The 26,889-nt window shown below is 57.1% G+C and carries 18 protein-coding genes and 4 pseudogenes; 10 read left to right on the top strand and 12 right to left on the bottom strand.

Annotation, left to right across the window (positions count from 1 at the left end; all coding sequences use genetic code 11):
* The first annotated feature begins 10 nt into the window (after positions 1-10).
* The 7 genes and pseudogenes from NRG23_RS03390 to NRG23_RS03370 all read left to right on the top strand — a co-directional run bounded on the left by NRG23_RS03390 (position 11) and on the right by NRG23_RS03370 (position 6,095).
* Positions 11-1,117, top strand: coding sequence for a polyamine ABC transporter substrate-binding protein (locus NRG23_RS03390; RefSeq protein ID WP_373922270.1), 1,107 nt, complete (start codon positions 11-13; stop codon positions 1,115-1,117).
* 347 nt (positions 1,118-1,464) lie between these two features.
* A complete protein-coding gene (locus NRG23_RS32770) occupies positions 1,465-1,740 on the top strand; it encodes a hypothetical protein (protein WP_373922248.1) in 276 nt (91 codons plus the stop codon).
* A 15-nt stretch (positions 1,741-1,755) separates the two neighbouring features.
* Positions 1,756-2,407: pseudogene (locus NRG23_RS32765) on the top strand (hypothetical protein); the annotation flags it as partial.
* 99 nt (positions 2,408-2,506) lie between these two features.
* Positions 2,507-3,001, top strand: a complete 495-nt coding sequence (locus NRG23_RS32760; RefSeq protein ID WP_373922271.1) for a hypothetical protein — start codon at positions 2,507-2,509, stop codon at positions 2,999-3,001.
* Positions 3,002-3,061: 60 nt separating this feature from the next.
* Entirely contained in the window at positions 3,062-3,886 is an 825-nt protein-coding gene (locus tag NRG23_RS03380) for an alpha/beta fold hydrolase (RefSeq protein WP_257373762.1), read from the top strand.
* A gap of 192 nt (positions 3,887-4,078) precedes the next feature.
* Complete coding sequence (locus NRG23_RS03375; RefSeq protein WP_257373761.1) at positions 4,079-4,690, top strand: isochorismatase family cysteine hydrolase; 612 nt, start codon at positions 4,079-4,081, stop codon at positions 4,688-4,690.
* A 12-nt stretch (positions 4,691-4,702) separates the two neighbouring features.
* Positions 4,703-6,095 (top strand): annotated as a pseudogene (locus tag NRG23_RS03370) (catalase).
* A 62-nt stretch (positions 6,096-6,157) separates the two neighbouring features.
* Here NRG23_RS03370 and NRG23_RS03365 read toward each other — a convergent pair.
* The 4 genes and pseudogenes from NRG23_RS03365 to NRG23_RS03350 all read right to left on the bottom strand — a co-directional run bounded on the left by NRG23_RS03365 (position 6,158) and on the right by NRG23_RS03350 (position 9,025).
* Positions 6,158-6,409 carry a hypothetical protein gene (locus NRG23_RS03365; protein WP_257373760.1) on the bottom strand — a complete coding sequence of 84 codons (252 nt, stop codon included), beginning with the start codon at positions 6,407-6,409 and terminating at the stop codon, positions 6,158-6,160.
* 121 nt (positions 6,410-6,530) lie between these two features.
* Positions 6,531-6,969 (bottom strand): annotated as a pseudogene (locus NRG23_RS03360) (DUF4113 domain-containing protein); the annotation flags it as partial.
* A gap of 100 nt (positions 6,970-7,069) precedes the next feature.
* Entirely contained in the window at positions 7,070-8,170 is a 1,101-nt protein-coding gene (locus NRG23_RS03355) for a polyamine ABC transporter substrate-binding protein (RefSeq protein ID WP_257373759.1), read from the bottom strand.
* A gap of 39 nt (positions 8,171-8,209) precedes the next feature.
* Positions 8,210-9,025 (bottom strand): carbon-nitrogen hydrolase family protein, encoded by an 816-nt coding sequence (locus NRG23_RS03350; protein WP_257373758.1) that lies wholly within the window; start codon positions 9,023-9,025, stop codon positions 8,210-8,212.
* Between the two features lie 124 nt (positions 9,026-9,149).
* Here NRG23_RS03350 and NRG23_RS03345 point away from each other — a divergent pair, with 124 nt between their 5' ends.
* A complete protein-coding gene (locus tag NRG23_RS03345; protein ID WP_257373757.1) occupies positions 9,150-9,932 on the top strand; it encodes a response regulator transcription factor in 783 nt (260 codons plus the stop codon).
* Positions 9,933-9,936: 4 nt separating this feature from the next.
* Here NRG23_RS03345 and NRG23_RS03340 read toward each other — a convergent pair whose 3' ends face one another.
* Together NRG23_RS03340 and NRG23_RS03335 are read right to left on the bottom strand one after the other, a co-directional pair.
* Positions 9,937-11,040 (bottom strand): P1 family peptidase, encoded by a 1,104-nt coding sequence (locus NRG23_RS03340; protein ID WP_257373756.1) that lies wholly within the window; start codon positions 11,038-11,040, stop codon positions 9,937-9,939.
* 210 nt (positions 11,041-11,250) lie between these two features.
* Positions 11,251-12,534, bottom strand: a pseudogene (locus NRG23_RS03335) (aldehyde dehydrogenase); the annotation flags it as partial.
* A 594-nt stretch (positions 12,535-13,128) separates the two neighbouring features.
* Here NRG23_RS03335 and NRG23_RS03330 point away from each other — a divergent pair.
* Positions 13,129-13,494: a hypothetical protein gene (locus NRG23_RS03330; RefSeq protein WP_257373754.1), complete on the top strand. Its 366-nt coding sequence runs from the start codon at positions 13,129-13,131 to the stop codon at positions 13,492-13,494.
* A gap of 314 nt (positions 13,495-13,808) precedes the next feature.
* Here NRG23_RS03330 and NRG23_RS03325 read toward each other — a convergent pair whose 3' ends face one another.
* The 5 genes from NRG23_RS03325 to NRG23_RS03300 all read right to left on the bottom strand — a co-directional run bounded on the left by NRG23_RS03325 (position 13,809) and on the right by NRG23_RS03300 (position 25,570).
* Entirely contained in the window at positions 13,809-14,231 is a 423-nt protein-coding gene (locus NRG23_RS03325; protein WP_257373753.1) for a response regulator, read from the bottom strand.
* Positions 14,221-15,435, bottom strand: coding sequence for an EAL domain-containing protein (locus NRG23_RS03320; RefSeq protein WP_257373752.1), 1,215 nt, complete (start codon positions 15,433-15,435; stop codon positions 14,221-14,223). The genes NRG23_RS03325 and NRG23_RS03320 overlap by 11 nt, the downstream gene beginning before the upstream one ends.
* 237 nt (positions 15,436-15,672) lie before the next feature.
* Positions 15,673-16,551: a hypothetical protein gene (locus NRG23_RS03315; protein ID WP_257373751.1), complete on the bottom strand. Its 879-nt coding sequence runs from the start codon at positions 16,549-16,551 to the stop codon at positions 15,673-15,675.
* A gap of 143 nt (positions 16,552-16,694) precedes the next feature.
* Entirely contained in the window at positions 16,695-23,603 is a 6,909-nt protein-coding gene (locus tag NRG23_RS03305) for an ESPR-type extended signal peptide-containing protein (protein ID WP_306674801.1), read from the bottom strand.
* A gap of 1,031 nt (positions 23,604-24,634) precedes the next feature.
* Entirely contained in the window at positions 24,635-25,570 is a 936-nt protein-coding gene (locus NRG23_RS03300; RefSeq protein ID WP_257373750.1) for a fimbrial protein, read from the bottom strand.
* A 101-nt stretch (positions 25,571-25,671) separates the two neighbouring features.
* Between NRG23_RS03300 and NRG23_RS03295 the strand changes: the two genes are divergently transcribed.
* Positions 25,672-25,812, top strand: a complete 141-nt coding sequence (locus NRG23_RS03295; protein WP_373922247.1) for a LuxR C-terminal-related transcriptional regulator — start codon at positions 25,672-25,674, stop codon at positions 25,810-25,812.
* A gap of 105 nt (positions 25,813-25,917) precedes the next feature.
* On the opposite strand, the gene NRG23_RS03290 is transcribed toward NRG23_RS03295, so the two are convergent.
* A complete protein-coding gene (locus NRG23_RS03290) occupies positions 25,918-26,874 on the bottom strand; it encodes a fimbrial protein (RefSeq protein WP_257373749.1) in 957 nt (318 codons plus the stop codon).
* Positions 26,875-26,889: the final 15 nt, after the last annotated feature.

Genomic DNA, 26,889 nt, shown 5'->3' with positions numbered 1-26,889 from the left:
ATTGAAATTGATAAAAAACAGCCCCCCCCGCTTAATCATCAGCGCCCTTTGCGGGCTCTGCCTACTCAGCTCACTCGCCAGTGCGGAAGAACGCACCCTGCGTGTCTACAACTGGTTCGACTACATCACCCCCAAGGCCCTGGAAGACTTCAAGGTCGAGAACAGCCAGGTCAAGCTGGTCTACGACATCTTCGACACCAACGAGGCGCTGGAGGCCAAACTGCTGACCGGCAACTCCGGCTACGACGTGGTGGTGCCGTCCAACGTGTTCCTCGCCAAGCAGATCGAGGCCGGGGTGTTCCAGCCGCTGAACCGTAGCAAGCTGCCGAACTGGAACCACCTCGATTCCAAGCTGATGAAGCTGATCGAAGCCAACGACCCGGGCAACCAGTTCGCCGTGCCCTACATGTACGGCACCATCCTGATCGGCTTCAACCCAGCCAAGGTCAAGACCGCCCTCGGCGAGAACGCGCCGGTGGACAGCTGGGACCTGATCTTCAAGGAAGAGAACATCAGCAAGCTCAAGCAGTGCGGCGTGGCCCTGCTCGACTCGCCGTCGGAGATCCTGCCGCTGGCCCTGCAGCACCTGGGCCTGGACCCCAACAGCAAGCAGCCGGCGGACTACGCCAAGGCCGAAGCGCTGCTGCTGAAGATCCGCCCCTACGTCACCTACTTCCATTCATCCAAGTACATGGCCGACATCGCCAACGGCGACATCTGCGTGGCGGTGGGGTATTCCGGCAGCTTCTCCCAGGCCGCCAACCGCGCCAAGGAAGCCAAGAACGGGGTGGTGGTGGACATGCGCCTGCCCAAGGAAGGGGCCCCGATCTGGTTCGACATGCTGGCGATCCCCAAAGGCGCGAAGAACCCGGACGATGCCTACACCTTCATCAACTACCTGCTGCAACCCAAGGTGATCGCCCCGGTCAGCGACTTCGTCGGCTACCCGAACCCGAACAAGGACGCCACCGAGCTGGTCGATCCGGCGATCCGCAACAACCCCAACCTGTACCCGACCGACGCGGCGATGAGCACGCTGTACACCTTGCAGCCGCTACCTCGCGACGCGGAGCGGGCACGGACCCGAGCCTGGACCAAGATCAAGTCGGGTACCTGAGTCTAACAAGGTGGATGGTTGGTACTGCAGCCATCCACCTCATGCTGTTTGAGCGACAGTTGCCAGATTCAATGAGTTTGACATCGAGATCATATATCCGCAGTCCGGAGCTCCGGAGATGAAAGGGACAACTGAAGGTTTTTTCGACACGCTGGAGCCCTGGATTGATCTATCCACTTCCAGGACGACGTTTCCAGTGCCCAACAATGGTGCCATTACCCTTCAGAAGTGCCCCCTTATCGGATCTTGAGTAGATTTTGATCGAATGAATGATTGTGGATTATTACCATCAACGCCTCTATTGCGGCCTTGGAGATACTACTCCGGCTCAAGTTTGATCAACACAAGTGCATTGCCAGATCACCGGCGGCAAGATCTGGACGGTGGAGTACCAACCGCTCCAGCATCCAGATGCTACGAACCCTGATGATTCGCTCAATCTGCTGGATAAGGTATTCGTCGGAACCAGTCAGGACCTGGAATTCAGTCTGGCCAATGCGCCCTCCGGTCAGAACCTCTTCCTGATGTTCACAACGGCGGATCCAGCAACTGAAACAGTCAACGGTGTCGTGCGGATCACGGATCCCACCATCATCGCCACCGGCAAGGATCCGGCGAATTAGTCAGTTGGCGTCAATATAACGACTGGCGACACACGATCAATACCAGCCAGGCGGGTGGCCCTACCACCTTCGGCACCAACAGCCAGATGAATACGGAACAGGAGGGCATTCGTTATACGTTCGTCACCGGTGTCAGGCAGGATGTGACCATTCCCAACCTGGATCAGAACGAAGCAGATGTTGAAGCCAACATCGACTTTACCGACGTCCTCAATGCGAAGAAGGCCAATTTCGACGTCGTGCAGTTGCAAAGCGGTAAGAGTGCTGTCGTAAAAATCTGCGCATACAGCACCACTGCTGAATCTGGCGTGAATTTCATCGACGGCTATGCAAATGATTCGCTCGTTGAGATCACCAATGTTCTCGTCATCAACATCAGTACCGGGCTGGTGATCGAGGATTCAGACGGACCGGAGGATGATCCCGCTATGTTACTATCACTTTTGATGCTGACGGGGTTGCAACCATCACCGACGTTAAAGCCGGCTACCAGATTGAATACACCACAACAGATGATCACAACCGCGTACTCATCGAGAACGGAGCGGCCCTCGACGCCAAAGGCAATACCCACGCCGATTTTGATATCGGTGGTTTCACACTGCTCCAAACTGCTGTTACGACCGCCGAAATCGGCTCCAAGATCATCTTCGAAGATGACGGCCCAGCACTCGCCTTTGGCAACCTGATCGGGGCCGGTAGCGTCCTGCCGCAAACTAGTTACTGGAGTAATTCGGCCGGCTCCGACGGACTGGATATCTCGTTGGTGCATAACCAATTCACCCTCGCCAGGCCAGACAACACAACCACCACCGGAACCGGCACGCTCGTCGAGCAGTCGCCCTCACCGGATGGTAATGGCGCGTACCAATTTGCAGGGACGTTGACCGGCGATTTCGACAACAACGCCGCAACCGTGGATGCCAGCGTCGACTACACGCTGACCGCCTATGCCAATGGCAGCTATACACTGAATCTGGTGCAAGGCTTCAGTTCGACGGTCGTGCTCAGCACTGCCGATGGCTCGCTCGCTGCCGGCTATCCGGACCCAGTGCGCACATTGTTAATTCCGAAGACGAATGCCCCGACTATCCCTTCGGCATCTGAGGAGGTTGTGTTCTTTTCCGCGGGCGCTGCTCATCGCCGTGCTGATCTTTCTTGCTGGCCTGGCTTATCAGTTGCTGCACTTGCGCCGCCAGCGCACCCACCTGTACCCGGCCGCTCCAATGCGCGGCTGACTCATTCGCACGGAGGGTTCTGAAAGCAGTTGGCCACTCTCCGCGCTACTTCCAGTGGTACCTCACACGTAAGGAGAACGACCATGAGCATCATCACTACCCGCGACGGCACTGAGATTTATTACAAGGACTGGGGCAGCGGCCAGCCCATCGTCTTCAGCCACGGCTGGCCGTTGAATGCCGATAGCTGGGAATCGCAAATGATTTTCCTGGCCAGCAAGGGCTACCGCGTGATCGCTCACGACCGCCGGGGGCATGGGCGCTCCAGCCAGCCTTGGGACGGCAACGAGATGAACACCTATGCCGACGATCTCGCCGAGCTGATCGAAACCCTAGACCTCAAGAACGCGGTGCTGTTCGGCTTCTCCACCGGCGGTGGAGAGGTGGCGCGCTACATCGGCCGTCACGGCACCAAACGCGTGGCCAAGGCCGGGCTGATTTCCGCCGTGCCGCCTTTAATGCTGAAAACCGACGCTAATCCCGGCGGTCTGCCCCGCGAGGTATTCGACGGCATTCGTGAAGGCTCCCTGGCCGACCGCTCGCAACTGTACAAGGACATCGCCAGTGGTCCCTTCTATGGCTACAACCGGCCTGGGGCGAAGCCTTCGCAGGGCGTGATCGACGCGTTCTGGATGCAAGGCATGATGGCCGGGCACAAGAGCGCCTACGACTGCATCAAGGCATTTTCGGAAACCGACTTCACCGAAGATCTGAAGAAGTTCGATATTCCGACCCTAGTCTTGCACGGCGACGACGATCAGATCGTGCCTATCGGGGCGGCCGGTCTGGCCTCGGCCAAGCTGATTGTCGAGGCCAAGCTGGTGATCTATCCTGGCGCGCCGCACGGCCTGGCGGATACCCACAAGGAGCAACTCAACGCAGACCTGCTGGCCTTCCTGCGCAGCTGAGCCCACATCATCCGCCCACCCATAGCGGGCCCATCGAAAGGAGACACACGATGAGCAAGGCAATGGTCGTGGTTGGCATTCAGAACGATTACTTCCCTGGCGACCTGTCACTGCCAGTCACCTGGAGCGTTAGCAACAGGTGACCGGCCACGCAGCACCAGATCTGCGCTGAGCAGATGGGAGAAAAACCTCATGAACTACTCGAAACAGGATACCGGCCTGCTGCTGGTCGACCCCTACAACGACTTCCTCAGCGAGGGTGGCAAGCTCAGCGGTCTGACCAAACCGATTGCTGACCGCCTCGGCACATTGGTTAATCTGCGCGCTGTAGTGGCCGCTGCACGGCAGGCCGAAATCCGCGTTTTCTATGTACCGCATCACCGCGCGCAGCCCGACGACTTCCAGGACTGGCTGCATCCCAGCCCTTACCAACTGGGCGCGGCGAAGGCGCAGGTGTTCGCCGCCGGCAGCTGGGGTGGGGAATGGCACCCGGAGTTCCAGCCCCATGATGAGGATGTTGTGGTGCAGGAGCACTGGGGCGGCAGTGGCTTCGCCAATACTGACCTTGACCTGCAGCTCAAGCAGCACGGAGTGCGGCGGGTCATTGTCATTGGCCTGCTGGCCAATACCTGTATCGAAGCCACCTCGCGCTTCGCCGCCGAACTGGGTTACCACGTGACTCTAGTCCGCGATGCCACTGCGGCTTTTTCCGAGGAAGCGCTACACGCCGCTCACGAAATCAACGGGCCGACCTTTGCCCATGCCATCGTCACCACGGCCGAGCTGCTCAGCGCATTGGTTTGAGGAGCATCCGTTATGTCGAAGATCAAGCTAACCAACGCCGCCGGCGCTCCCGTCGTCGACAACAACAATACCCAGACAGCCGGACCGCGAGGCCCGGTTCTGCTGCAGGACGTGTGGCTCCTGGAAAAGCTCGCCCACTTTGACCGTGAAGTGATTCCCGAGCGGCGCATGCATGCCAAGGGATCCGGCGCCTACGGTACGTTCACCGTGACGCACGACATTACGCGCTATTCCAAGGCCGCGCTGTTCTCGCAGATCGGCAAGCAGACCGACATCTTTGTGCGCTTCTCCACCGTTGCCGGGGAGCGCGGTGCCCCGACGCCGAGCGCGACATCCGTAGTTTCGCTCTGAAGTTCTACACCGAGCAGGGGAATTGGGACCTGCTCGGCAACAACACGCCCTTGTTCTTCCTGCGCGATCCCCTGAAGTTTCCCGACCTCAACCACGCGGTCAAACGCGACCCGCGCATCGGTATGCGCAGCGCACAGAACAACTGGGACTTCTGGACCAACCTGCCTGAAGCTCTGCACTAGGTGACCATCGTCATGAGCGACCGTGGCATTCCGCGCAGCTACCGTCACATGCACGCCTTCGGCAGCCACACCTTCAGTTTCCTTAACGCCGCCAACCAGAGGCACTGGGTCAAGTTCACCTGGCGCACGCAGCAGGGCATCCAGAACCTTACCGACGCCGAGGCCGGGCAACTGGTCGGTGGCGACCGCGAGAGCCATCAGCGAGACCTGTTCACCAGCATCGAAAACGGCGACTTCCCGCGCTGGACCCTTTACGTACAGGCAATGCCGGAGAACGACGCCGGCAGCTACCCCATCAATCCGTTCGATCTGACCAAGGTCTGGCCCCACGAGGACTACCCACTGATTGAAGTCGGCACCCTGGAACTCAATCGCAACCCGGAAAACGTCTTCGCCGAGGTTGAGCAGGCCGCATTCAATCCGGGCAACGTGGTGCCCGGGATTGGCTTTTCGCCGGACAAGATGCTGCAGGAACGGTTGTTTTCCTACGGCGATGCGCAGCGCTACCGGCTGGGTGTGAATCACTCGATGATTCCGGTGAATGCGCCGCGCTGTCCGTTCCACAGCTATCACCCGGTCAGATGCGAGTCGATGGCAACCAGGGTGGGCGGCTGGCCTACGAGCCCAACAGCTACGGTGAATGGGCTGAGCAGCCGGACTTCGCGGAACCGCCGCTGAGCCTGGAAGGCGCGGCTGATCACTGGAATCACCGGACCGACGACTACTCGCAGCCAGGTGCCTTATTCCGCCTGATGTCGCCAGCGCAGCAGCAGACGCTACCCGCCGAGCACCTCGAAACTGCTTGCACTCGTTGGCAGCAACTTACGCAAAAGCCTTCGACTGCAGCCACCTTGCCTATTTCAACCCGGTGAGTGGGTAGTCATTCAAGTTCCTGGGCAAGGGAGTATCGCCTGAGCTTGCGGCTTACACCTACTCAATGTTGCACCACCAGTTGGTCGCAGCCCGCCGTGAACATGTCGCTCAGCAAAAGCGCCGCAAGCTGAAAACCAAACGCCACCGTGGTCAGTTGTTTACTGAAGGTTGGCTGAATGCCGTCTCCTTCAAAGTCGCTCAATTCGCCGGTTGCATCGATGACGCGACTCAAGGGGAGATCAAGGCCTACTTGGAACTTCATCACCCCCAACTGACGACACAGACGATTGAGCCATTGGCTGCCAAAGGTCACGACACAGGTTCGATGATCGCCGGCTGGAGCCAGGATGATTCAGTGGAGATGACACTTGCCAGGCAATTGATTGCCGCATAACAACAGGCCACCTTCGGGTGGCCTTTTTCTATCAAATGAATTAGAAACAATGAACACGCCACAACTGGTCAAGCCTTGTCGTATAGCTGGCTCATCATTTCCCGGCGCATTCCCCAATCAGGATTGGTCGGAACGCTGGCAGATCGAAGCGTTCCCCTCCCCCAACGTTCGTTGATCTAGTCCAACACTGCCATCACTCTGGTAGCCTCGGCCGGCTGAGAGGTGGCGAAGAGATCGTCGGAGTACTCACCAGGCTGGCACAGGTTCAGCAGCATGACCTCGGCCTTGCTGTAGTTGAAGCCAGGCCGGAACTCCCGATTAAGGGCATCTACAGCAACCTTCGTCAGGAGCCACACGTCATCGGTTGGATACTGAAGGTCTACCACTACGTCATTGGCGCACTTTGCCTCCTCCGGATTGAACATGCCGGTGCGAATGCTTACCCGGATCTTCTTGCACAGCGAATTTTGGGCTCTAATCAGCACTACCAGTCACGCAACTTAATCACCCTACACACCGGCTTGCCTTATCACGCTGTCAACCGGACGCGCCTGGGCATGTCCCTTATTTTTCGGCGCCTTAAGTGCCACTTTTGACTTTACTCCAGGTCCGCGTACGCACGCGCTCCAACTTCAGCGGCAAAGGCTCTAAAGGAAACAGCGTATCCAGCACCGCTTTTGAAGGGTAAACTCCGAGATTGTCCCTTACCTTTTCATCAACCAAGCTCCGAGCATCTTTATTGGCGTTGGCGTAACAGAGGTAGTTGGAGGACTGAGCAATCACTTCCGGGCTTAGCATATAGTCGATGAAGGCAAGCCCTTGCTGAGGGTTCGGCGCATCGCTGAGCAGCACCAGGCTTTCGACCCAGACCGGAGCGCCTTCTTTGGGGATGCTGTACTGAATCTTCCGGCCACTGCCGGCGGCGTCGGCGGCTTTCTTGGCGTCTATTACTCCGCCGGCCCATCCCACTACGGCGCACATATTGCCGTTGGCTAGGTCCGTAATAAACCGTGAAGAATCGAAGTAGCGAATATGCGGGCGCAGCTTCAGCAGCAACGTCTGGGCTTTCAAATAGTCATCGGGGTTTTGGCTGTTATAAGGTAAGCCCAAGTAATGCAAGGCAATGGGGATGATCTCGCCTGGCGCATCCAGCATGGCCACGCCGCATTCGCCTAATTTGGCGAGGTTTTCTTCCTTGAAAATCAAATCCCAGGAGTTGACCGGTGCGTCCGTGCCCAGGATCGCCCGGACTTTATCCACGTCATAGCCGATTCCCGTGGTGCCCCACAGGTAAGGCACGGCGTAACGATTACCGGGGTCGTTGGTTTGCACCTTTGCCAGAATATCCGGATCAAGGTGAGACAGATTGGTCAACTGCGTGCGATCCAATTCCTTGAGCACACCGGCCTTGATCAGGTTCGGCAACAGATCGCCGGTAGCCACCACCACGTCGTAACCACTGCGCCCGGCCATGAGTTTGCTCTGCATGACCTCGCTGTTATCAAACACGTCATACGCGGCCTGGATACCGGTCTGCGCCTGGAAGTTCTTCAGCGTGTCCGGAGCAATAAAATCGTACCAGTTGTAGATATTGACTTTCGGTTCTGCGGCTTGAGCACAAAGCACCAGGCTGCTGAAGGCCACGGCCAGACTCCATTGCATGCATCGAATAACGATCATGAGAACTCCCGATTATTGTTATGAAGGGGTAAAGCGAGATCAGCGAATCAGCAATTCACGGCGGCCGTCGGCGTGTTCCACGGTCTCACCAGGAAGCGTCAGGCGGCGGTCATTGAGGTAGTGATAATCCACGCGGGCGGCTTGGACTTGCGTCAGGTCAAGGCTGATCATCTGCCGTGTTTCCTTGCGCCCGGCCTCGAACAGCACGCGGCCGAATGGGTCGATCACGGCGCTGCCGCCGGCAAACACCAGGCCGTCATCGCCCGGCCCCACGCGATTTACCATCACGGTGAATACTTGGTTTTCCTGGGCCCGGGCCATGATCGCGGTGCGATGCACCGGGAAGTAAGGGGCCATATTGCCGTTGGTGACGATGATCAACTCGGCGCCCAGTTGGGCGAGTGCGCGTGCGGTTTCCGGCAGTTCGATGTCGTAGCAAATCAGAATGCCGATACGCACACCTTTGAAAAGAACAGTGCCGAAACGGTCGCCGGGAGTGATGTCGCCCCGCTCTGAAGGCCACAGGTGCGTCTTTCGATAACCCAGTGAGAGCCCATCAGGCGTAATCAGTACTGAAGTGTTGTAGAACACGCCCGTGTCGTTCTCGACTAGGCCGATGACCACCGAAACACCCCGTTCGCGTACTGCCTGTTGCACGGATTGCAGCGTCGGGCCTTGGAGAGTTTCTGCGACCGTTGCCAGCTGATCACCGGCGACGAAGCCCATTAAATGGGTTTCAGGAAACACCAACAGGTCGGTGTCCGCGTCGCAGTGGGCGATGGCTTCCAAGGCACGCCTGAGGTTATAGGCGGTATCGCCATCGCGACCGGCTAACTGCATGAGTTCAATTTTCATGGCTGATCCTTGTGTATAGTTGAGGCCGTACTGACACCGTGTGTACGCCGGCCTGAAGCGAGTATGGGCTGTACCCGCGTGGCAAAAAATCACTTCGATGGGGTACCTCCGAGTGGGTAGTGAGATGAATCTGACGTTGCAGGACGTGGCTTGGCATGACTCGGTTGGCCGGTTGATCGAGACCTTGGACCGCCCGCATTTCTGGCGATCAATGGCGCGCTTGCTCAGCAGATATGTACCGATGGACAACTGGGTGGTGCTGATCTTCAGTGCCGGCAGGCCCCAGGTTCTCGCTGAATCCCAGGGTGAAGATGGCAGCAGTGACTCGCTGTTCCAGGACTACCTCAAGGGGCTCTACCTGCTCGATCCCTTTTACCTCGCCAATCGGGAATCGCCGAAAAGTGGGCTGTTCCAACTGGGTGATGTCGCCCCAGAATGTTTCGAGCAGACCGATTATTACCAACGCTACTTTCGCTTGAACGTGGTAGCCGACGAGATCCATATAAACGTGCAACTGGACCTTGATCGGACCCTGAGCCTGTCACTGGGTAGCCATTGCTGCTTCAGCCAGGAACAAATCGCATTATTGAGGCTGATCCAGCCCTGGGTGGCCGGTTTGATGCGTCAGCGTTGCGTATTTGAACAGGAGCTCAAGAGCACGCCGGAACCGGCACCGGACTGGCAGGAGCGTCTGCAGTCACCCGCACTGCAAATCAGCTCCGCGCTGTCGGCCCGCGAAGCAGAGGTTGCCCAATTGATGCTCAGTGGCTGCTCGAATAAAGAGATCGCACGCAAGCTGGCGATCTCTGTCGAGACAGTGAAAGTGCATCGCCGGCACATGTACAACAAGCTGGGGATCAAGTCCCAGTCTGAACTGTTCCTGTTGTTTCTTCAGGCCCAGGACTAAGCCCTCAGGGCTGTGGTGCCCAACCGACTTTTGCCATCGCCGCCAATAACTGATCAGGCTTGAGTGCAAGCGCTTCTCTGCCGCGCCCCTGCAGATTATTCGCGGCCAACATCGCGTTCAATATGGCCTCTTCGACAGCATCCGCTGCAGCCACGAACAAGGCCGATATGTAGTCGTTGTTGACCATGTGCAATGGCGTCGTCGCGGGGCCCGGATGCCCCAGGTTGGAAATCGGCAGGCCACTATTGCCTACCGAAAACGCGATGAATATATCCCCACTGTCGTCTTCCGTACCACCGCCGACCCGTGCCAATCCGATACTCGCTCGCTGGGCCAGACGTGTGCACTGATGAGGCAGCAGTGGCGCATCAGTAGCGATGGTGATTACGATGGAACCCATGCCGGGCACGCCGACATTCAACGGGCCGTCGTAGGGCGAAGGGATGTCTTCCAATACGCTGCCCACGGGGTAACCCGCGACGCGCAAAGCTTCGCGTACACCATAGTTGGCCTGCACCAGTGCGCCGACGGTCCAGCCGCCCTCCTCGCTGCTCAGTACCCGCGATGAGGTGCCAATGCCGCCTTTGAATTCATGGCAGATCATGCCGGTGCCACCGCCCACGCAACCTTCCTGCACCGGACCGCTACGCGCATCGGCCAGGGCGGCCTGAACATGCTCGGCGCTGATGTGCTGGTCCCAGATATCGCTGAGGATGCCGTCGTAGGTTTCCAGCACCACCGGCATGCACCAGTAGGTGTGCTGCTTGCCCATCTCACGCTCGGCAGCCACCAGCGCATCACGCACCACGCCAACACTGTGGGTGTTGGTATAGGCGATCGGCGTGGTCAGCAACCCTGCCTCGCGAACCCATTCCAGGCCGGTGGCGTCACCGTTGCCGTTCAGCACGTGAACGCCCGCAAAACACGGTGCCAAATGCGCTGCAACCGGACGCGGCTCGATGATGGTGACACCGGTATGCATCGAGCCATCGGCGCTCTCGGCATTGAGTGTGTGATGACCAACGCGCACACCGGGTACATCGGTGATGGCGTTGAAGGCTCCCGGTGTACCTGTGCCGATTGCAATGCCAATATCTCGTAAGCGCATGTTTTAACTCTCAAATGTCGAGTGAAGAACGTACAGGGAGTCTAGTTTGAGAAGGGGAGCGCAGGCGATAACCCTCTATTGTTACCCCGGGGACGTTAGCCAGCCACGGTTCGGACGACGGCGAATGAATCCTGGTGCTTCATACCGCCGGGATCCGGCGAGGGCACTTCCCCAAAATCCAAAAACCGCCTGCTCTTTTGTGCTCCGGGTTTAACGCGGTGCAAACCAGGCTGTCGTCGGCACTTCAGACTGCACCGTAACGGTCTTGACCTGGGAGTAGGCATTCAGTGTCTCGTGACAGAATTCCCGACCAATCCCGCTGTTCTTGTACCCAGCAAACGCAGTGCCATTCGTGATGTTCGAGTAGCGGTTGATCCACACCGAGCCCGCTTCCAGGCGCCGGACCAGGCGCAGGGCGCGATTGATATCGGCGGTGTGCACCCCGGCGGCCAGGCCGTAGGTGGCGTGCTCGGCCAGGCCCAGGGCCTCGGCTTCATCGTCGAAGGCCTGCACCGTCAGCACCGGGCCGAAGATCTCCTCGCAGACCGCCGGGTTGCCGTTGTCCAGGCCGGTCAGCAGGGTCGGCTGGTAGTAGGCGCCGCCCAGGCCATCGAACAGGCCGCCGCCACAGAGCACCTCGGCGCCGGCCTGGCGCGAACGCTGGACGATACCGTCGATGCGGTTGGCCTGCTGCCGGGAAATGATCGGCGACAGCGTGCTGGCCGACGACCAGGTCGGTCCCGGGCGCAATTGTTCGAAGTACGTCCGCAGGTGCTCGACGAAGGTGCGCGCGGTCCTGGCGATGTCCGGCACGTCGGCGAACACCAGTTGCGGGCTCTTGCCGCCCAGCTCCAGGGTCACCGGCTTGGGTCCGACCAGGGCGCAGGTGGACATGATGCTCGAACCGGTGGCGGTGGAGCCGGTAAAGGTCACCTTGGCCACCCGCGGATGGCGACACAGGGCATCGCCAGTGACCCGGCCGTCGCCCTGTACCACGTTGAAGATGCCCGCCGGGATCCCCGCTTGCAGCGCCAGTTCGGCGAAACGCAGGCTGGAGAACGGCGTCAGTTCCGACGGCTTGAGCACCACCGCGTTACCGGCGGCCAGGGCCGGGGCGACTTTCCACGAGGCCATGCTCAGCGGGAAATTCCACGGCGCGATGGCGGCGATCACCCCATAGGGTTCGGCGATCTGCATGCCCAGGCGGTCGGTCTGGGTGGCGGCCAGCGAACCGCCGTGCTTGTCCGCCAGCTCGGCGAAAAAGCGGATGCCTTCGGCGACATAAGGAATGTCCCAGGCGATCACGTCCTGGTGCGGACGGGTCGAACCCACGGCCTCCAGCGGCGCGAGGATCGCCGCCTCGGCTTCCACCAGGTCGGCCCAGCGCCGCATCACCCGCGCCCGCTCCCGGGGCGGACGGCTGGCCCAGTCGGAGCGGGCGAATGCCTGCCAGGCATTGTTCACCGCCTCCTCCACCAGTTCGGCGTCGGCGATGCGCCCGGTCATGTCCGCATCGAGTTGTCATCCTAGGGCTCGCGCGGGGGTATTTAGCGGCGACATGCTGCACTCGCCGATCCAGATTCCGTTTTGGCAATGGAGCAGCAAGGTGTGTGAGGATCGCGTGCTAGCAGCCAAGAGTCGGTTCGAGCTACTCAGGTTCTGCCTAGACAACGGCGCGCTGCTGCTGCCGGGGCATTTCGAGGTACCACACGCTGGTCACACCTGCCACCTCTCAACCCTATACAAGGGTTGAGCTTGTGTATGACACCTTTGGCCTTAACCCCTGATTCATGAACGGTGAGACGACCTTTTGAACTAACAGGGAGAATTTCGGTCAATTGAACGCAACAAAAAAGTTTAATGACGTCGTGTCTGCATTACCTGTCGTAGGTATTTGAAGTGGGTATCGTCCTGCCACTTATAGTAACTCGAGCATTAACCCGAGAACCTAAGAAGCAGAACTGTCCACCCCAGTTACTCTTGGTAATACTTTTCAAGATTGACGGCGATCAGTTGTTGTCAAAAAAATACTTGGCTGATCTGACTCGGTCATTACAGCTCGATTCAATTCTCAGGTAGAGGTGGCGTATGTATAGCGTCAAGAAAGCACCGAGCTTGGCAATGGTGGGTATCCTGATGGGTGGTTTTTTTCAATCATCCGTTCAGGCTGAAGGCATCATTGGCTCGGCACTCAACGGTGCAGCCAATATCACCGGGGCGGCGCTGGGTGGGGCCGCCAATGTCACTGGGGCCGCGCTGGGAGGTGCGGCGAATATCACTGGAACAGCACTCGGCGGCGCAGCAAACGTTACAGGGACAGCACTCGGTGGGGCCGACAATGTGACCGGCACTGCGCTCGGCGCTCCCAGATACAGTTCCGACGATGACTATGACCCGCCACCACCAAAGCATCGCCGCCATCAGCAACAGCGTTATTACCAGGATAATAACTAACAGCAGCAGCTGTCTTATCCAAGCCAGCCAGAAACTGATGTTTTGTTGTGGATGGCGGCAAGGGTTCAACAGGTAGCGGGAAAACTTTCAGAGGGCGATAGCGTTCACTTGTTTTTAAGTGGGCACTATCGCCCTTTTTTAGTGCAACCAATGCTCAGCGAATACTCATCCGAAACAAAAGCTCATACGTAAAGGGTTACCGCCCATGGCAGATAACACCATTGTGGGCTTGCCTTTATTTATACCTCTATAGTTCGCGCCCTGGTATAGGGCGGATCAACTTGGTAAATGCACTATAACTGGGCGCTGATCCATCAAGAGTGACTTATCGTTTTATGTGCCGGTTCGTTGAGCATGGGCTGGTCGACTTTGTGGATCAGTTGCTTGATCGGTACGCCTTCGGGCAATGGCATGGAGCTGAAGACAATCCGGGATTTGACCTGGGCACCAAGCCTCGCCAATTGGTACTCCGGTACATCGTAGATGAAAGCTTGGCGGATCAGCGGATGGTCCAGGCAAAACGCCAACAGGTTGAAACGGACGTTGAGCGTCAAGCCGGCATTGATCAGCACCAGGTCGAAGGCAGTGTCGCCGTACTCCAGCAACGTTAGCATCTCCTCCAGGCTCGACGCCGGCGCGATGCCGTAGTAACCCTCGCGGTTAAAGTCCCGCTCCAGGCGCAAGCGCTGAAAGTGCTGTGGGTCAGCGATCATGATGCGTAATGCTTTATTGGCCATGGGCTGCTCCTAGCGACCGTTCAGCTGTGCGCTGCAGCCAGCGCAGCAGATCGGCACCGTTCATGGCCCGGGAATGCCAGTAGCCCTGGCCCTGGGTACAGCCCAGTGTCAGTAGCTCTTGGTGCTGCTCGGCGGTCTCGATACCCTCGATCACTACAGACATGCCCAGGGTCTGCCCCAGCGCCAGGGTACTGGCGACTACGGCCCGGCAACGAGGCTCGTGCTTGAGACCGCGGACGAACTCCGCGTCGAGTTTGATTTCGTTGAAGGGCAACTGGCACAGACGCTGCAACGAGGAGAAGCCCGCGCCGAAATCATCGATCGACAAGCGACACCCCATGATGCGCAGGCGCACCAGGTTTTCCAGGGACACCGCTGGAGCTTCCAGCAAACCACTCTCAGTCAACTCAAAGGTCAAACTGCAACCCGGTGCCTGGAACATGGCGAGGATCCGTTTGATCTGCGACGTCAACTCCACATTGGCCAACTGCGCCGCATGCAGATTGAACGCCAGGTTCAACTCCCCTCCCCGGCTCCTGACTTGCCGCTGCAAGCTCAATGCCTGGAGCATCAAGCGGAACAGCAACTCATCCATCAGACCACAGCGCTCCACCGTCGGAAGAAACGTAGCCGGCGACAACAGGCCCTTGAACGGGTGGTTCCAGCGCGCAAGAACCTCCACCCCCAACACCTTGCCGGTTTTTAAATCAAACTTGGGTTGGTAATAGGGCTCTAATTGCTCGTCGAGCAAGGCCCGTCGCACCTGCTCCTCGTTGGCCAACTCCATACCCGTGGGTGGAGACAATATGGCCGGCTGCCGACTCAAATAATCTTCCAGCAGTTGCCGCAGAGTTTCAGCCTGCAAGGGCTTACCGATATCCCCGAGCATGTGCAGCCCCAACAATGCGCCCATCTGGCGAACCGTACGACGCACGTCGAAAGGCAGGTAGCTGCTGATAATGATGGCCCCCAACTGCCCGGTTGCCCCAGCACGCTGAATGAACTCCAAACCATCCATGCCTTCCATTTGTAAGTCGCACAGGACCACATCCACAGGGCCGGCTTGCAGAATGTCAAGGGCCTCGCCACCGCTGCTGGCCTCCAGCACTTCGCGACAACCCAGCTGTATCAATAGACTGACGGCTACGGAACGTTGAAATAGATGCTCTTCAAGCACCAGAATACGGAGCGGCAGGTTAGCCATTGGGGTCACTCGGTTGCAAAGGGAATGCGCCAATTTTCCGGGAGTGACCTGGGCGAAGACAGTAGAAACAGTCCGCACCCTGATAGGAAATTTCTCGCAAACAAGGAGAAAACGCCTTAGTCCATCCGGGGTAACAGGCGTGCCTCTTCGGCACGCTGCCGGGTCGGCATAGACGACCGGAATGCGTATGAATGATGCGGGGGGCTCAGACCTTGCGTCGACGCATCTCGGTTTGAATTATGGTGACAACAACTTTTCCGCATCTGGTAGATAGGCAACTTCAACCGGATAAACTTCACCCAACAATAACCCCTCGCCATAGAAAATAACGCCTCGTTGCCTTAGAACCAAGCCATTGCGGCTATAGTCGAACATCCCTCCTGTCGAGGACGAGAAAGTGAAGTGTTCATCATTCATCTTCGCCAGTTCGAACTTAGTGCTAGGTATCGGTCGATATTGCTCAAGACGGGTCAAATAGGTTCTGGACAGTTTTACAAAGAGATCCTTGGAAATCTCTCGGTACTTACCCAGCGAAAGCCCAGGCCGACGCTGCAACTCGGTTGCAATCAGCGCAAACACTTCCGCATTCACCTGAGCCACTGCAAATTTTGCGGGTAAGACCTGCGCGAGCATGTCGCGGTTTATTTGAAGGGACGGGTTCTTCGATGTGCTCGAATGCTCACCTCCCACTGCACCGACGACCGTCATGAACTCAGTGACATCGACCGGAACCAAAACCGAGGTCGCTAGAAATGCAGCACATGCTGAAGATTGTGCCTGCACATTTGCATTTAACAACACGGCCAGTTGCTCATCCGACATGGACCTTTTACCGGCCAGCCCCGCGCCCTCCTTCGCCAATATTTCCTTTAGTTTATCGACATTGATTTCCCCTCTGACCAGGGCACAGGCCTGTCCCGCAAATACATTGTTGCGCTGCCCATTAAAACTGGGGGCAAGTTCCAATACCGCATCTTGAATAATGGCCAACGACGGAATATTTATCGACCCACGCGGTATATTTGAAACTTTAGTGGATTCATTTCTTTCAGACTCACAGCCTGAAACAAGTACAGAACAACAGAGTAGAAAGCTAATAGCAATCTTGGACGTCATAACTCACCTTAATAATTCATAAATATAGCTGGCCTCTGCCTTGCGCAGGACATCGTTACTTCATGCTGTTTTCTGTTTAACTGCTCGATAGCCTACCGAACCAGGCTGAGATGCCACCCTCGCATCTCAGCCCGGAGCTCAGATCACCATTGATAACCCACACCAAGTGCCAATCCCACCTGGCCTTGTGTATCGCTGCTGCCCTGCAGTTTGCTCACCCAACGACCGTTGTCGGATATATGGGCCACACCAAACGCCACCGCAGACTGGCCTCTGTAGTTACCTACCCCCACGTTGGTCATGCTGGCGCCAGGAGCATAAGGCTGAGGCAGACTGGCCATGGCCATGGCCCCGGCAATACCCGCACTTAGAGTGTCATCTTGTTTTTTCAGGTCTTGGCGAAGTTCGGAGTAACGCTGGTCAGTGTAGGCATTCGCATTATTGGTGATGTTGGTAACGCTTTTTGACAGCTGGTCAAAGTTGACCGCATCGGTCCCCTTGGTACCCGGAGCCACATTGGTAATCTGACGTTCGTTACCGGAGCTACCCACCGACACACTGTTCTCCCTGTCAGCGATCGAATTGCTACCGATGGCCGCCGAGCTCTTCGCCGTGGCTTGTGAACCGCTGCCTACAGCTACAGTATTTTGCGCGGTGGACTGAGCCTGGTTACCAATTGCCGTGCTGTTTGCTCCAGAAGCCTTAGCCCCCGCCCCTCCCGCCGTGGAGCCTACACCTGAGGCGACAGGTTTCGTGGCCGTGCTACCGTTATTGACTTGGAACATGCCATCGGCGCCATTCTTGATATTGGTGACATCTCCCTCGACCGTGGAGACTCGGCCATCCATATTGGCGACCGCGGTGTTCACATTGCGAACTGAGTTATCTGTGTATTTTTTTGACTCAGCAACAGCACCATCCAATTGCCTCAAGTTGACAGCATCGGTAGCTTCTTTTCCATCAGCCACATTAGTGAGCGTTCTCGTTTGTCCAGTTGCGGCATTACCGATCGAAATAGTACCGCTGGTAGAGTTCACAACCCCTGAATAGGCACCGGTATAGGTAAGGGCGCCTCTTCCGTCGTCACTGGATCCCTGACCTAACGCGACGCTACCGCTTGCCGTCGACTTCGCCCCTTGCCCAATGGCAACCGAGTTGGCCGACGAGGCAGTGCTGTCCGCTCCCATGGCAATTGCTCCAGTACCGGCCGACTTGGCATTTCCGCCAACCGCAATCGAGTCGTTACCACTTGCAATGGAATCGGCCTGTACAGAGTTGGTATGGAAGTACTTGACCCCACCTCCATTGTTTATGTTGTTAACCGTGCTTTCCACGGTGGTAACGCGCCCATCAAGCGCCGTAATGTCGGTTGTATTCTGGTCGACCTGATTACCCAGTGCAGTCAACTGAGCCACGTTCACAGCATCCGTTGCCTCAGAACCCGCCGCCACCCCGGTTATTTTCCGTTGCCCCAAAGCCGTGCCGACACCCACCTCCCCGACTGAAGACTGAACTGCCGCTAGCCGATAGGCGGTATAGGAACTTTCAGCGCCCACTGCCGTAATCGAATTGGCGCCTAGGGCAACGGAGTTAGCAACGCTGGCTACGGCACCATTCCCAATCGCCACTGCGTTAGTAGCCATCGAGCTGGCAGCCGGACCTACCGCAACACTATCGGTCCCCGTAGCGGTGCTATCGGCCAAGGTCGAATTGGCGTGGAAGTATTTGATACCTGCGCCGTTGTTGACGATGTTGTTAACGGTCTGGTTGGTCGCATACAGCTGCCCACCGTTGACCGCATCGGTCGATGCCGCACTCAAGGTCCCCGCCGCCAGGTTGGTAATGTTCACACCACCGGCCGGAGCCCCTGCTCCACCGATGGCTCCCAGGGTGATGGTGTTGCCGCCCAGGGCATCGTATTTCACCGCGATATTGGCCGTGTTGACCACACCGCTGTTCAACGCGGTCAGGGCTCCCGCTACACTGGTTTGGGCCGTGGTGAAACCTACCGCACCAGTGCTGCTAACACTGTTGATCGGCTGGCTGAAACCGGTAAGGCCAGTAGCAGGCGAATAGGTCGCGCCACCGCCCAGGGTGCTGGCTGAGGTATTGCCCAGGGTCGAGGTCTGAGTACCGAGAGTATTCATCGATATGTTGGTGGCGAACAGTTGGCTGCCGTTGACCGCGTCAGTGCTGGTCGCACTGACCTGACCCGCCGCCACGTTGCTGATCTGACGTTCCGAACCCACGGCGCCAACGCTCATCACACCCACCGGAGCAGATCCCGCATAGGTATAGGTGGAGCCATTGACCACACCGCTCGGGGTCGCCGTAGTGGCAGCAGTTGTAGCGCCATTACCCAGAGCAACCGAGTCAGCCACGCTGGCGACTGCACCATTACCAATAGCCACCGCATTGGTAGCCGTCGAGCTGGCAGTCGGACCTACCGCCACACTATCGGTCCCCGTGGCAGAGCTATCAGCCAGGGTCGAGTTGGCGTGGAAGTATTTGATGCCAGCACCATTGTTGACGATGTTGTTCACCGAATTACTGACGCCATTGACGGCCGTGTTAGTGGCGAACAACTGCCCACCGTTGACCGCGTCGGTCGATGCCGCACTCAAGGTGCCAGCGGTCAGGTTGGTGATTTTCACGCCACCGGCCGGAGCTCCCGCGCCACCAGTGGCCCCCAGGGTAATGGTGTTACCACCCAGGACATCGTATTTCACCGCGATATTGGCTGTGTTGACTACACCACTGTTTAGTGCTGTCAGGGCTCCCGCTACGCTGGTTTGTGCCGTGGCGGGGCCTACCACACCGGTGCTGCTGACACTGTTGATCGGCTGGCTGAAACCGGTAAGGCCAGTAGCAGGCGAATAGGTCGCGCCACCGCCCAGGGTGCTGGCCGAGGTGTTGCCCAGGGTGGTGGTTTGAGTGCCGAGATTATTCATCGATATGTTGGTGGCAAACAGTTGGCTACCGTTGACCGCATCGGTACTGGTCGCACTGACTTGGCCTGCGGCCACGTTGCTGACCTGACGCTCTTTACCCAGAGCGCCCACACTCAAGACACCCACCGGCGCTCCGCCGGCGTAGGTGTAGGTGGTGCCATTGACCAAACCACTGGTGTTAGCCACGGCTGCTGCGGTGGTTGCACCATTACCCAGAGCAACCGAGTCGGCCACGCTGGCGACGGCACCATTACCAATAGCCACCGCATTGGTAGCCGTCGAGCTGGCAGCTGGGCCGACTGCAACACTATCGATCCCCGTGGCGGTGCTATCGGCCAAGGCCGAATTGGCGTGGAAGTACTTGATGCCTGCACCGTTGTTGACGATGTTGTTCACCGAAGTACCGAGTCCATCGACCGCGGTGTTGGTGGCGAACAACTGGCTGCCGTTGACCGCATCGGTGCTGGTCGCACTGACCTGACCCGCGGCCACGTTGCTGATCTGACGTTCTTTACCCAAAGCACCAACGCTCAGCACGCCGACCGGCGCAGATCCCGCATAGGTATAGGTAGTGCCGTTGACCACGCCGCTCGGGGTCGCCGTAGCAGCAGCAGTTGTAGCGCCATTACCCAGAGCAACGGAGTCGGCCACACTGGCGACGGCACCGTTGCCGATAGCCACCGCGTTAGTAGCCGTCGAACTGGCAACCGGGCCTACCGCCACACTATCGGTCCCCGTGGCAGTGCTATCAGCCAGGGTTGAATTGGCGTGGAAGTATTTGATGCCAGCACCACTGTTGACGATGTTGTTCACCGAATTACTGACGCCATTGACGGCCGTGTTAGTGGCGAACAACTGCCCACCGTTGACCGCATCGGTCGATGCCGCACTCAAGGTGCCAGCGGTCAGGTTGGTGATTTTCACGCCACCGGCCGGAGCTCCCGCGCCACCGGTGGCTCCCAGGGTGATGGTGTTACCACCCAGGGCATCGTATTTCACCGCGATATTGGCCGTGTTGACTACACCACTGTTTAGCGCGGTCAAGGCTCCCGCTACGCTGGTTTGGACAGTGCTGGAGCCTACTGCACCAGTGGTGCTGACACTGTTGATCGGCTGGCTGAAACCGGTAAGGCCAGTGGCAGGCGAATAGGTCGCGCCGCCCCCGAGAGTGTTCGCCGAGGTGTTGCCCAGGGTGGTGGTTTGAGCGCCGAGAGTATTCATCGATGTGTTGGTGGCGAACAGTTGGCTGCCGTTGATGGCGTCAGTGCTGGTCGCACTGACCCGACCCGCGGCCACATTACTGATCTGACGTTCCGAACCCACGGCGCCAATGCTCATCACACCCACCGGAGCAGATCCCGCATAGGTATAGGTGGAGCCATTGACCACACCGCTCGGGGTCGCCGTAGCGGCAGCAGTTGTAGCGCCATTACCCAAAGCAACGGAGTCAGCCACGCTGGCGACTGCACCATTCCCAATCGCCACTGCGTTAGTAGCCGTCGAGCTGGCAGCCGGACCTACCGCAACACTATCGGTCCCCGTAGCGGTGCTATCGGCCAAGGTCGAATTGGCGTGGAAGTATTTGATACCTGCGCCGTTGTTGACGATGTTGTTAACGGTCTGGTTGGTCGCATACAGCTGCCCACCGTTGACCGCATCGGTCGATGCCGCACTCAAGGTCCCCGCCGCCAGGTTGGTAATGTTCACACCACCGGCCGGAGCCCCCGCACCACCGGTGGCCCCCAGGGTGATGGTGTTACCGCCCAGGGTGTCGTATTTCACCGCGATATTGGCCGTATTGACCACACCGCTGTTCAACGCGGTCAGGGCCCCCGCTACGCTGGTTTGGGCAGTGGAAAAACCTACCGCACCAGTGCTGCTGACACTGTTGATCGGCTGGCTGAAACTGGTAAGGCCAGTAGCAGGCGAATAGGTCGCGCCACCGCCCAGGGTGCTGGCTGAGGTATTGCCCAGGGTCGAGGTCTGAGTACCGAGAGTATTCATCGATATGTTGGTGGCAAACAGTTGGCTGCCGTTGACCGCATCGGTACTGGTCGCACTGACCCGACCCGCCGCCACGTTGCTGATCTGACGTTCCGAACCCACGGCGCCAACGCTCATCACACCCACCGGAGCAGATCCCGCATAGGTATAGGTGGAGCCATTGACCACACCGCTCGGGGTCGCCGTAGCGGCAGCAGTTGTAGCGCCATTACCCAGAGCAACCGAGTCAGCCACGCTGGCGACTGCACCATTACCCACGGCAATCGAGTTGGCTGCCGAAGCACTGGCCACCGGACCTACCGCGACACTGTCACTGCCGGTGGCGGAGCTATCGGCCAGGGTTGAATTGCTGTGGAAGTACTTGATGCCAGCACCGTTGTTCACGATGTTGTTGAGCGTCGTGCCCACGCCATTGACCGCTGTGTTGGTGGCGAACAATTGGCTACCGTTGACGGCATCGGTGCTGGTGCCCGTAACTTGACCGGCTGCCACGTTGGTGATTTGCCGCTCATTGCCCGCCGTCCCCAGACTGAGCACACCAATCGGCACGCCGCCGGAATAGGTGTAGGCGGTGCCGTTGATCGTGCCGCCCGTGGTGGCGTTGGCTGCCACAGTGATCGCGCCACTGCCCAGGGCCACCGAGTTGGCAGTGCCCGCCGTGGCACCGTTGCCCAAGGCCACGGCGTTGGTCGCCGTGGCACTGGCAGTCGGGCCGACTGCCACGCTGTTGGTGCCGGTGGCAGTGCTGTCAGCCAAGGTCGAGTTAGTGTGGAAATACTTGATGCCTGCACCGTTGTTCACGATGTTGTTGAGCGTCGTGCCCACGCCATTAACCGCTGTGTTGGTGGCGAACAATTGGCTGCCGTTGACGGCATCGGTGCTGGTGCCCGTGACGCGACCTGCCGCCACGTTGGTGACCTGGCGCTCGCTACCCGCAGTACCGACACTGAGTACCCCGCCGGCCACGGGCGTCGCGCCTGCAAAGTTATAAGTCGTGCCATTGATCGTGGCACTCGCGGTAGGCGTCGAGGCGGCGATGGTGGAGTTGTTACCCAGCACAACAGAGCCATCAAGCCCGGTGGGTATCGTAATATTGTTGCCCAGTGCAAAGGCATTGTTAGACACGATCGTGTTGTTGTTGCCCAAGGAGTACGAGTTAGCACCTGACACCGTGCTGGGGTCACCAATGGCGCCGGAATTATTGCCGCTGACAGTATTCCCAAGGCCAATGCTGATGCTTGCAGCCCCCGTCGCCTTGGCGCCTCGACCCACAGCGATTGCGTTGGCAGCAGCGCTGGCACCATCCCCCGCAGCCACCCCATAGGTTCCCGTGGCGGAGCTTCCATGTCCTATCGCGATAGCAGAGGTTGCTCCTGCCGTGGACTCACCACCTATCGCAATCGCATCGGTCGCATTCGTTTGAGCGCCGCGTGTCGCGTTACTACCAATGGCAATCGATCCAACGCCCGTGGCAATCGTGGAGTTTGCCGCCGTTAATGGTGTTGTACCGTTACCACCCGCGCCACCAATCGCGACAGAACTGGTACTGAGTGCCTGGGCCCCGAAACCCAACGCTGTACTGCCGATACCGGTCGCCGTGCTTGATAGCCCAAGCGCCGATGCCCACGTGCCCGCCAGCGAGTAAAAGCCAAATGCAGCGGCCCCCTGACCGGTTCCCTGGGCATAAGAACCGAAAACGGAAACAGCATCTTGTCCGTTGCCACTGGAGTCGCATCCCAAGACGCTTGACCAGGTTCCAGAACCATCAACAGGGGTCGCAAACGATCCAGAGACTGTTACTCGGCCTATAAGGGCTGTTCCCGATCCAGCGCAGCTCGTAGAAGGAGGGTAGGTCGATGCTTCAGCCGTTTGAATACACCCCGCCGCCAGGAAAATCAACGCTGATGCACCTATAGGGATCAGAAAAACACTACCGCCTAATAAACCGACTGCTGCTAGTCCACTTCCAGTTTTCTTGCCTGCCGGGTTTGTAGAAGACTTGGTAGTTGATTTCTTTTTATTGCTCGCCGCAAACTCCGAGGCCACCACCCAGCACCTCAGTGAAAAACTCCAGACCACAGAAAAAAATTTATTCATTTTCAATTTGGCGCAAGCCAATCTCCAAAACCTAAACGCAGGGGCGCCATTCGCATAAGTCTCATGCCTATGCGATCAGGTAGTAGTATTCAGAACATCAGGACAAACGTTGCCAGTACTCCAGACACCCAGCACAGCCCAACTGCACCAATAAACTGATAGCCACGGAGCGTTGAAATAGAAGTTCTTCAAGCCCCGGAGCACGGAGCGGCAGGCTGGACATTAGAGGGCACCCGATTGCGAAGGGAACACACCAATTTTCCGGGAGCTCCCTGGGCGCCAACAGTAGAAACAGCTCGCCCCCGACAGGAAAATTCTCGGAGATCGAGAGAAAATTCCATAGATATTGAAAGACCTGTGCCCGTTACTCCACAAAGAGCGTATGCCTACCCTAACTAAGCCAACCAGCAAACAGCGCCTTCCAGAATCGAGTGATCGAAGCTCCTTTAATCCCCCAACGGCGTACTTTCGTCGACGGTGGCAATGCCTATATTCAAAGTAATGTTACCCAAGTCCATTTATGGCAGAGAATGACACATTGCGGTGACTATGGTTTATGCAACCAGCGAACCGACTGTGCAAATTAACCCGACCAGATTGCACTCGTTTATTTGTAACTTAGCGTAAAGAAGGCGAATCTCCATGCGACTACCCCCTCCCTAGACCTGAGTGAGAAGATTACGTGGCATGTCCCGGTCAGGTTTAGCAGTTTTTCGATACGCAACTGTTGCTCTGTGACACTCATCGGCGATGAGGCCGCGCAGAACCTTACTGGTCATAGCGTCACTCATGGGCCTGACGTATCAATACCCCTGCCCTTACGTACAGCCCATGTGCTTGGTCCAGCTCCTTGCTTTGGCGCCACAGGACTCAGGCTGCTAGGCGGCGTGAATCGATTGCTTTCAGACCTCAACTTTAATCGGTAACGGAAAAATCGTGTCTTTCGGTGTGCTGCGCCAGCACCTTGTTCTGGTGGTCGTTGATGCTTGATGGATCAGTAGAGGCATACGACATAAGCGCAGGTGGGAAAGTCAGTTATACGTCATGGTAAAAGTTGCTGTTCCGTTGGCCTTACCGGCCTCGACATTGGGGCTAGTCTGATAATACCGTGCAACAAACGGAATGTTGTAGGTGCCACTATTAGCCGTTACGCCTGCCGGAACTGTTGCACCAAAAGTCACTGCTGCACCATTGTATGTAATTTTTATCCCCACTCCACTGGCGGTATTGCCCGTAGCGGATGAATTAATTGCCATCACCCCCGGCACACCAGAACTATCAGCGGGCGCGTCAAGCCTGAAATCAACCCGAGTGCCAGCGCCGCAGTCAAGTGGGATAACGAACTGAACCGGATTCCCTTCGTACCCTACACCTGTAAATGTACTGCGCTGTACATTGCCCATCGGCACATTGATGGTGGTGTTAGTGACTGAACACCCCACAGGAATGATAGTGTTGGTTCCTGTCAAGTTTAATTCAGTAAGCCTAAGGGTATCAACATTGATAAATGCCAATGTACCAGGGGTTAAGGTGCCGCTACCAGTAGAGCCATCTGACGTCTTGATTAAAGAGGCCGTAACGGTGCCGGTAATAAAAGAATTACCTGCGCCATATGATTTCGTATATGGGAATGTGTTTGGGCCGCGCTCTAATAACAGCCCCACGCCAGCAATATTAGTATTATAAACGCTTTTCCCATAAGTGCTAAGAGTCGTGAACTTAGCAATACCTAAGATAAAGTTGTAATTCAATGTGCAGGTGTATAGCCCAGTTTCTTGGTATACTGATTTGGTTGACAGGACCGCTCCAACGGAAGCGTCCTGCTGAACCAGCACAGTCCCGAAATTTATATTACTTACTACCTTGCTGCTGTTGTCATCCTGGAAATAACATACAGCCCATGCGCCCCCAGGAAGGATTATCAGCGTACCCAGTAGCGAGGCGATAATTGCTTTGATGTTTCTCATTTTCTTACTCTCTAATTGCCCGACTATCGACAAACAAAATCGGATGTCGCCAGAGCCTCTCCTCGAGGGAGCTGTCGATCCTGCAGCCGCTTGCCAAAGGCTTGAGCAACAAGCAGATCGGCGAAGACATGCCGCTCAGCAACAACACCATCAGCCTGTATAAAGCCCGACTGATCGAGAAGCTCAATGTGAGCTCCCTGGTGTATCTGTCGGACCTGGACAAACGTAACAATCTGGTCTGATGAAGTACTCACTTCTTTCGGTGTGCTGTGCCAACGCCTTGTTCTGGTGGTCGTTGATGTTTGATGGATCCGCAGCCACCTGCGACATAAGTACAGGTGGGAAAATCAGTTATACGTCATGGTAAAAGTTGCTGTTCCGTTGGCCTGGCCGGCCTTGACAGCGGGGCTGGTCTGATAATACTGCGCAATAAGCGGAATGTTGTACGTACCACTATTAGCCGTTACGGCTACCGGGACTGTTGTACCAAAGGTCACTGGTGCACCATTGCGGGTGATTTTTATCCCCACGCCACTGGCGGCATTACCCGTGACGGATGAGTTAATTGCCATCACCCCCGGCACACCAGAACTATCAGCGGTCGCGTCAAGCCTGAAATTAACCCGAGTGCCAGCGTCGCAGTTAAGTGGGATAAGGAACTGAACCGGACTCCCTTCGTACCCTACGCCTGTAAATGTACTACGCTGTACATTGCCCATCGGTACATTGATGGAGGTGTTAGTGACTGAACATGCCACAGGAACAATAGTGTTGACTCCTGTCAAGTTGAGATCAAAAACCCTTAGGGTATCGACGCTATCAAATGCCAATGTACCAGGGGTTAAGTTGCCGCCACCAGTGGAACCAACTGATGTCTTGATTAACGAAGCTTTATAGCTTCCGATATGATGCCAGGTACCTGCGCTGCCGTTCCATGTAGGCGAAGGTGCAATTGGAAGCGGATAGGTAGTGCCGTTATATGTATATTCCAGCAATAGTCCAACACCAGCGATATTAGTATTATAAACCTTGTTGCCATAAGAACTAGGAGTCGGATATTTACTTATATTAAATGTGAAGGAATAAGACGATGTGCACGTGTAGTCTCCAGTTGAGATGGTTGTTGATCTAGTGGCCAGAATTGCTCCAACGGGAGTGTCCCGTTGAATCGTCACAGTACCGAAATTTATATTATTTACTTGCTTGCTAACGCCCGCATTGAAAGTGCATACAGCCCAGGCTGCCCCAGGAAGAATTGTCAGCGTGCCAAATAGCGAGGCGATAATTACTTTGGTATTTCTCATTTGCGCACTCTCTAA

Origin of the sequence: Pseudomonas sp. T8, assembly GCF_024610635.1 — a bacterium.
Classification (GTDB): domain Bacteria; phylum Pseudomonadota; class Gammaproteobacteria; order Pseudomonadales; family Pseudomonadaceae; genus Aquipseudomonas; species Aquipseudomonas chlororaphis_I.
Note: the sequence above shows the minus strand (reverse complement) of the source record. Positions and strands in the feature narration are given on the sequence as shown.

Coding starts and splice junctions, on each gene's coding strand:
- NRG23_RS03380 (WP_257373762.1), top strand. CDS start 3,062: ATGAGCATCATCACTACCCGCGACGGCACTGAGATTTATTACAAGGAC.
- NRG23_RS03320 (WP_257373752.1), bottom strand. CDS start 15,435: ATGGCTAACCTGCCGCTCCGTATTCTGGTGCTTGAAGAGCATCTATTT.
- NRG23_RS03375 (WP_257373761.1), top strand. CDS start 4,079: ATGAACTACTCGAAACAGGATACCGGCCTGCTGCTGGTCGACCCCTAC.
- NRG23_RS03350 (WP_257373758.1), bottom strand. CDS start 9,025: ATGAAAATTGAACTCATGCAGTTAGCCGGTCGCGATGGCGATACCGCC.
- NRG23_RS03345 (WP_257373757.1), top strand. CDS start 9,150: ATGAATCTGACGTTGCAGGACGTGGCTTGGCATGACTCGGTTGGCCGG.
- NRG23_RS03330 (WP_257373754.1), top strand. CDS start 13,129: ATGTATAGCGTCAAGAAAGCACCGAGCTTGGCAATGGTGGGTATCCTG.
- NRG23_RS03315 (WP_257373751.1), bottom strand. CDS start 16,551: ATGACGTCCAAGATTGCTATTAGCTTTCTACTCTGTTGTTCTGTACTT.
- NRG23_RS03355 (WP_257373759.1), bottom strand. CDS start 8,170: ATGATCGTTATTCGATGCATGCAATGGAGTCTGGCCGTGGCCTTCAGC.
- NRG23_RS03325 (WP_257373753.1), bottom strand. CDS start 14,231: ATGGCCAATAAAGCATTACGCATCATGATCGCTGACCCACAGCACTTT.
- NRG23_RS03305 (WP_306674801.1), bottom strand. CDS start 23,603: ATGAATAAATTTTTTTCTGTGGTCTGGAGTTTTTCACTGAGGTGCTGG.
- NRG23_RS03290 (WP_257373749.1), bottom strand. CDS start 26,874: ATGAGAAATACCAAAGTAATTATCGCCTCGCTATTTGGCACGCTGACA.
- NRG23_RS03340 (WP_257373756.1), bottom strand. CDS start 11,040: ATGCGCTTACGAGATATTGGCATTGCAATCGGCACAGGTACACCGGGA.
- NRG23_RS03300 (WP_257373750.1), bottom strand. CDS start 25,570: ATGAGAAACATCAAAGCAATTATCGCCTCGCTACTGGGTACGCTGATA.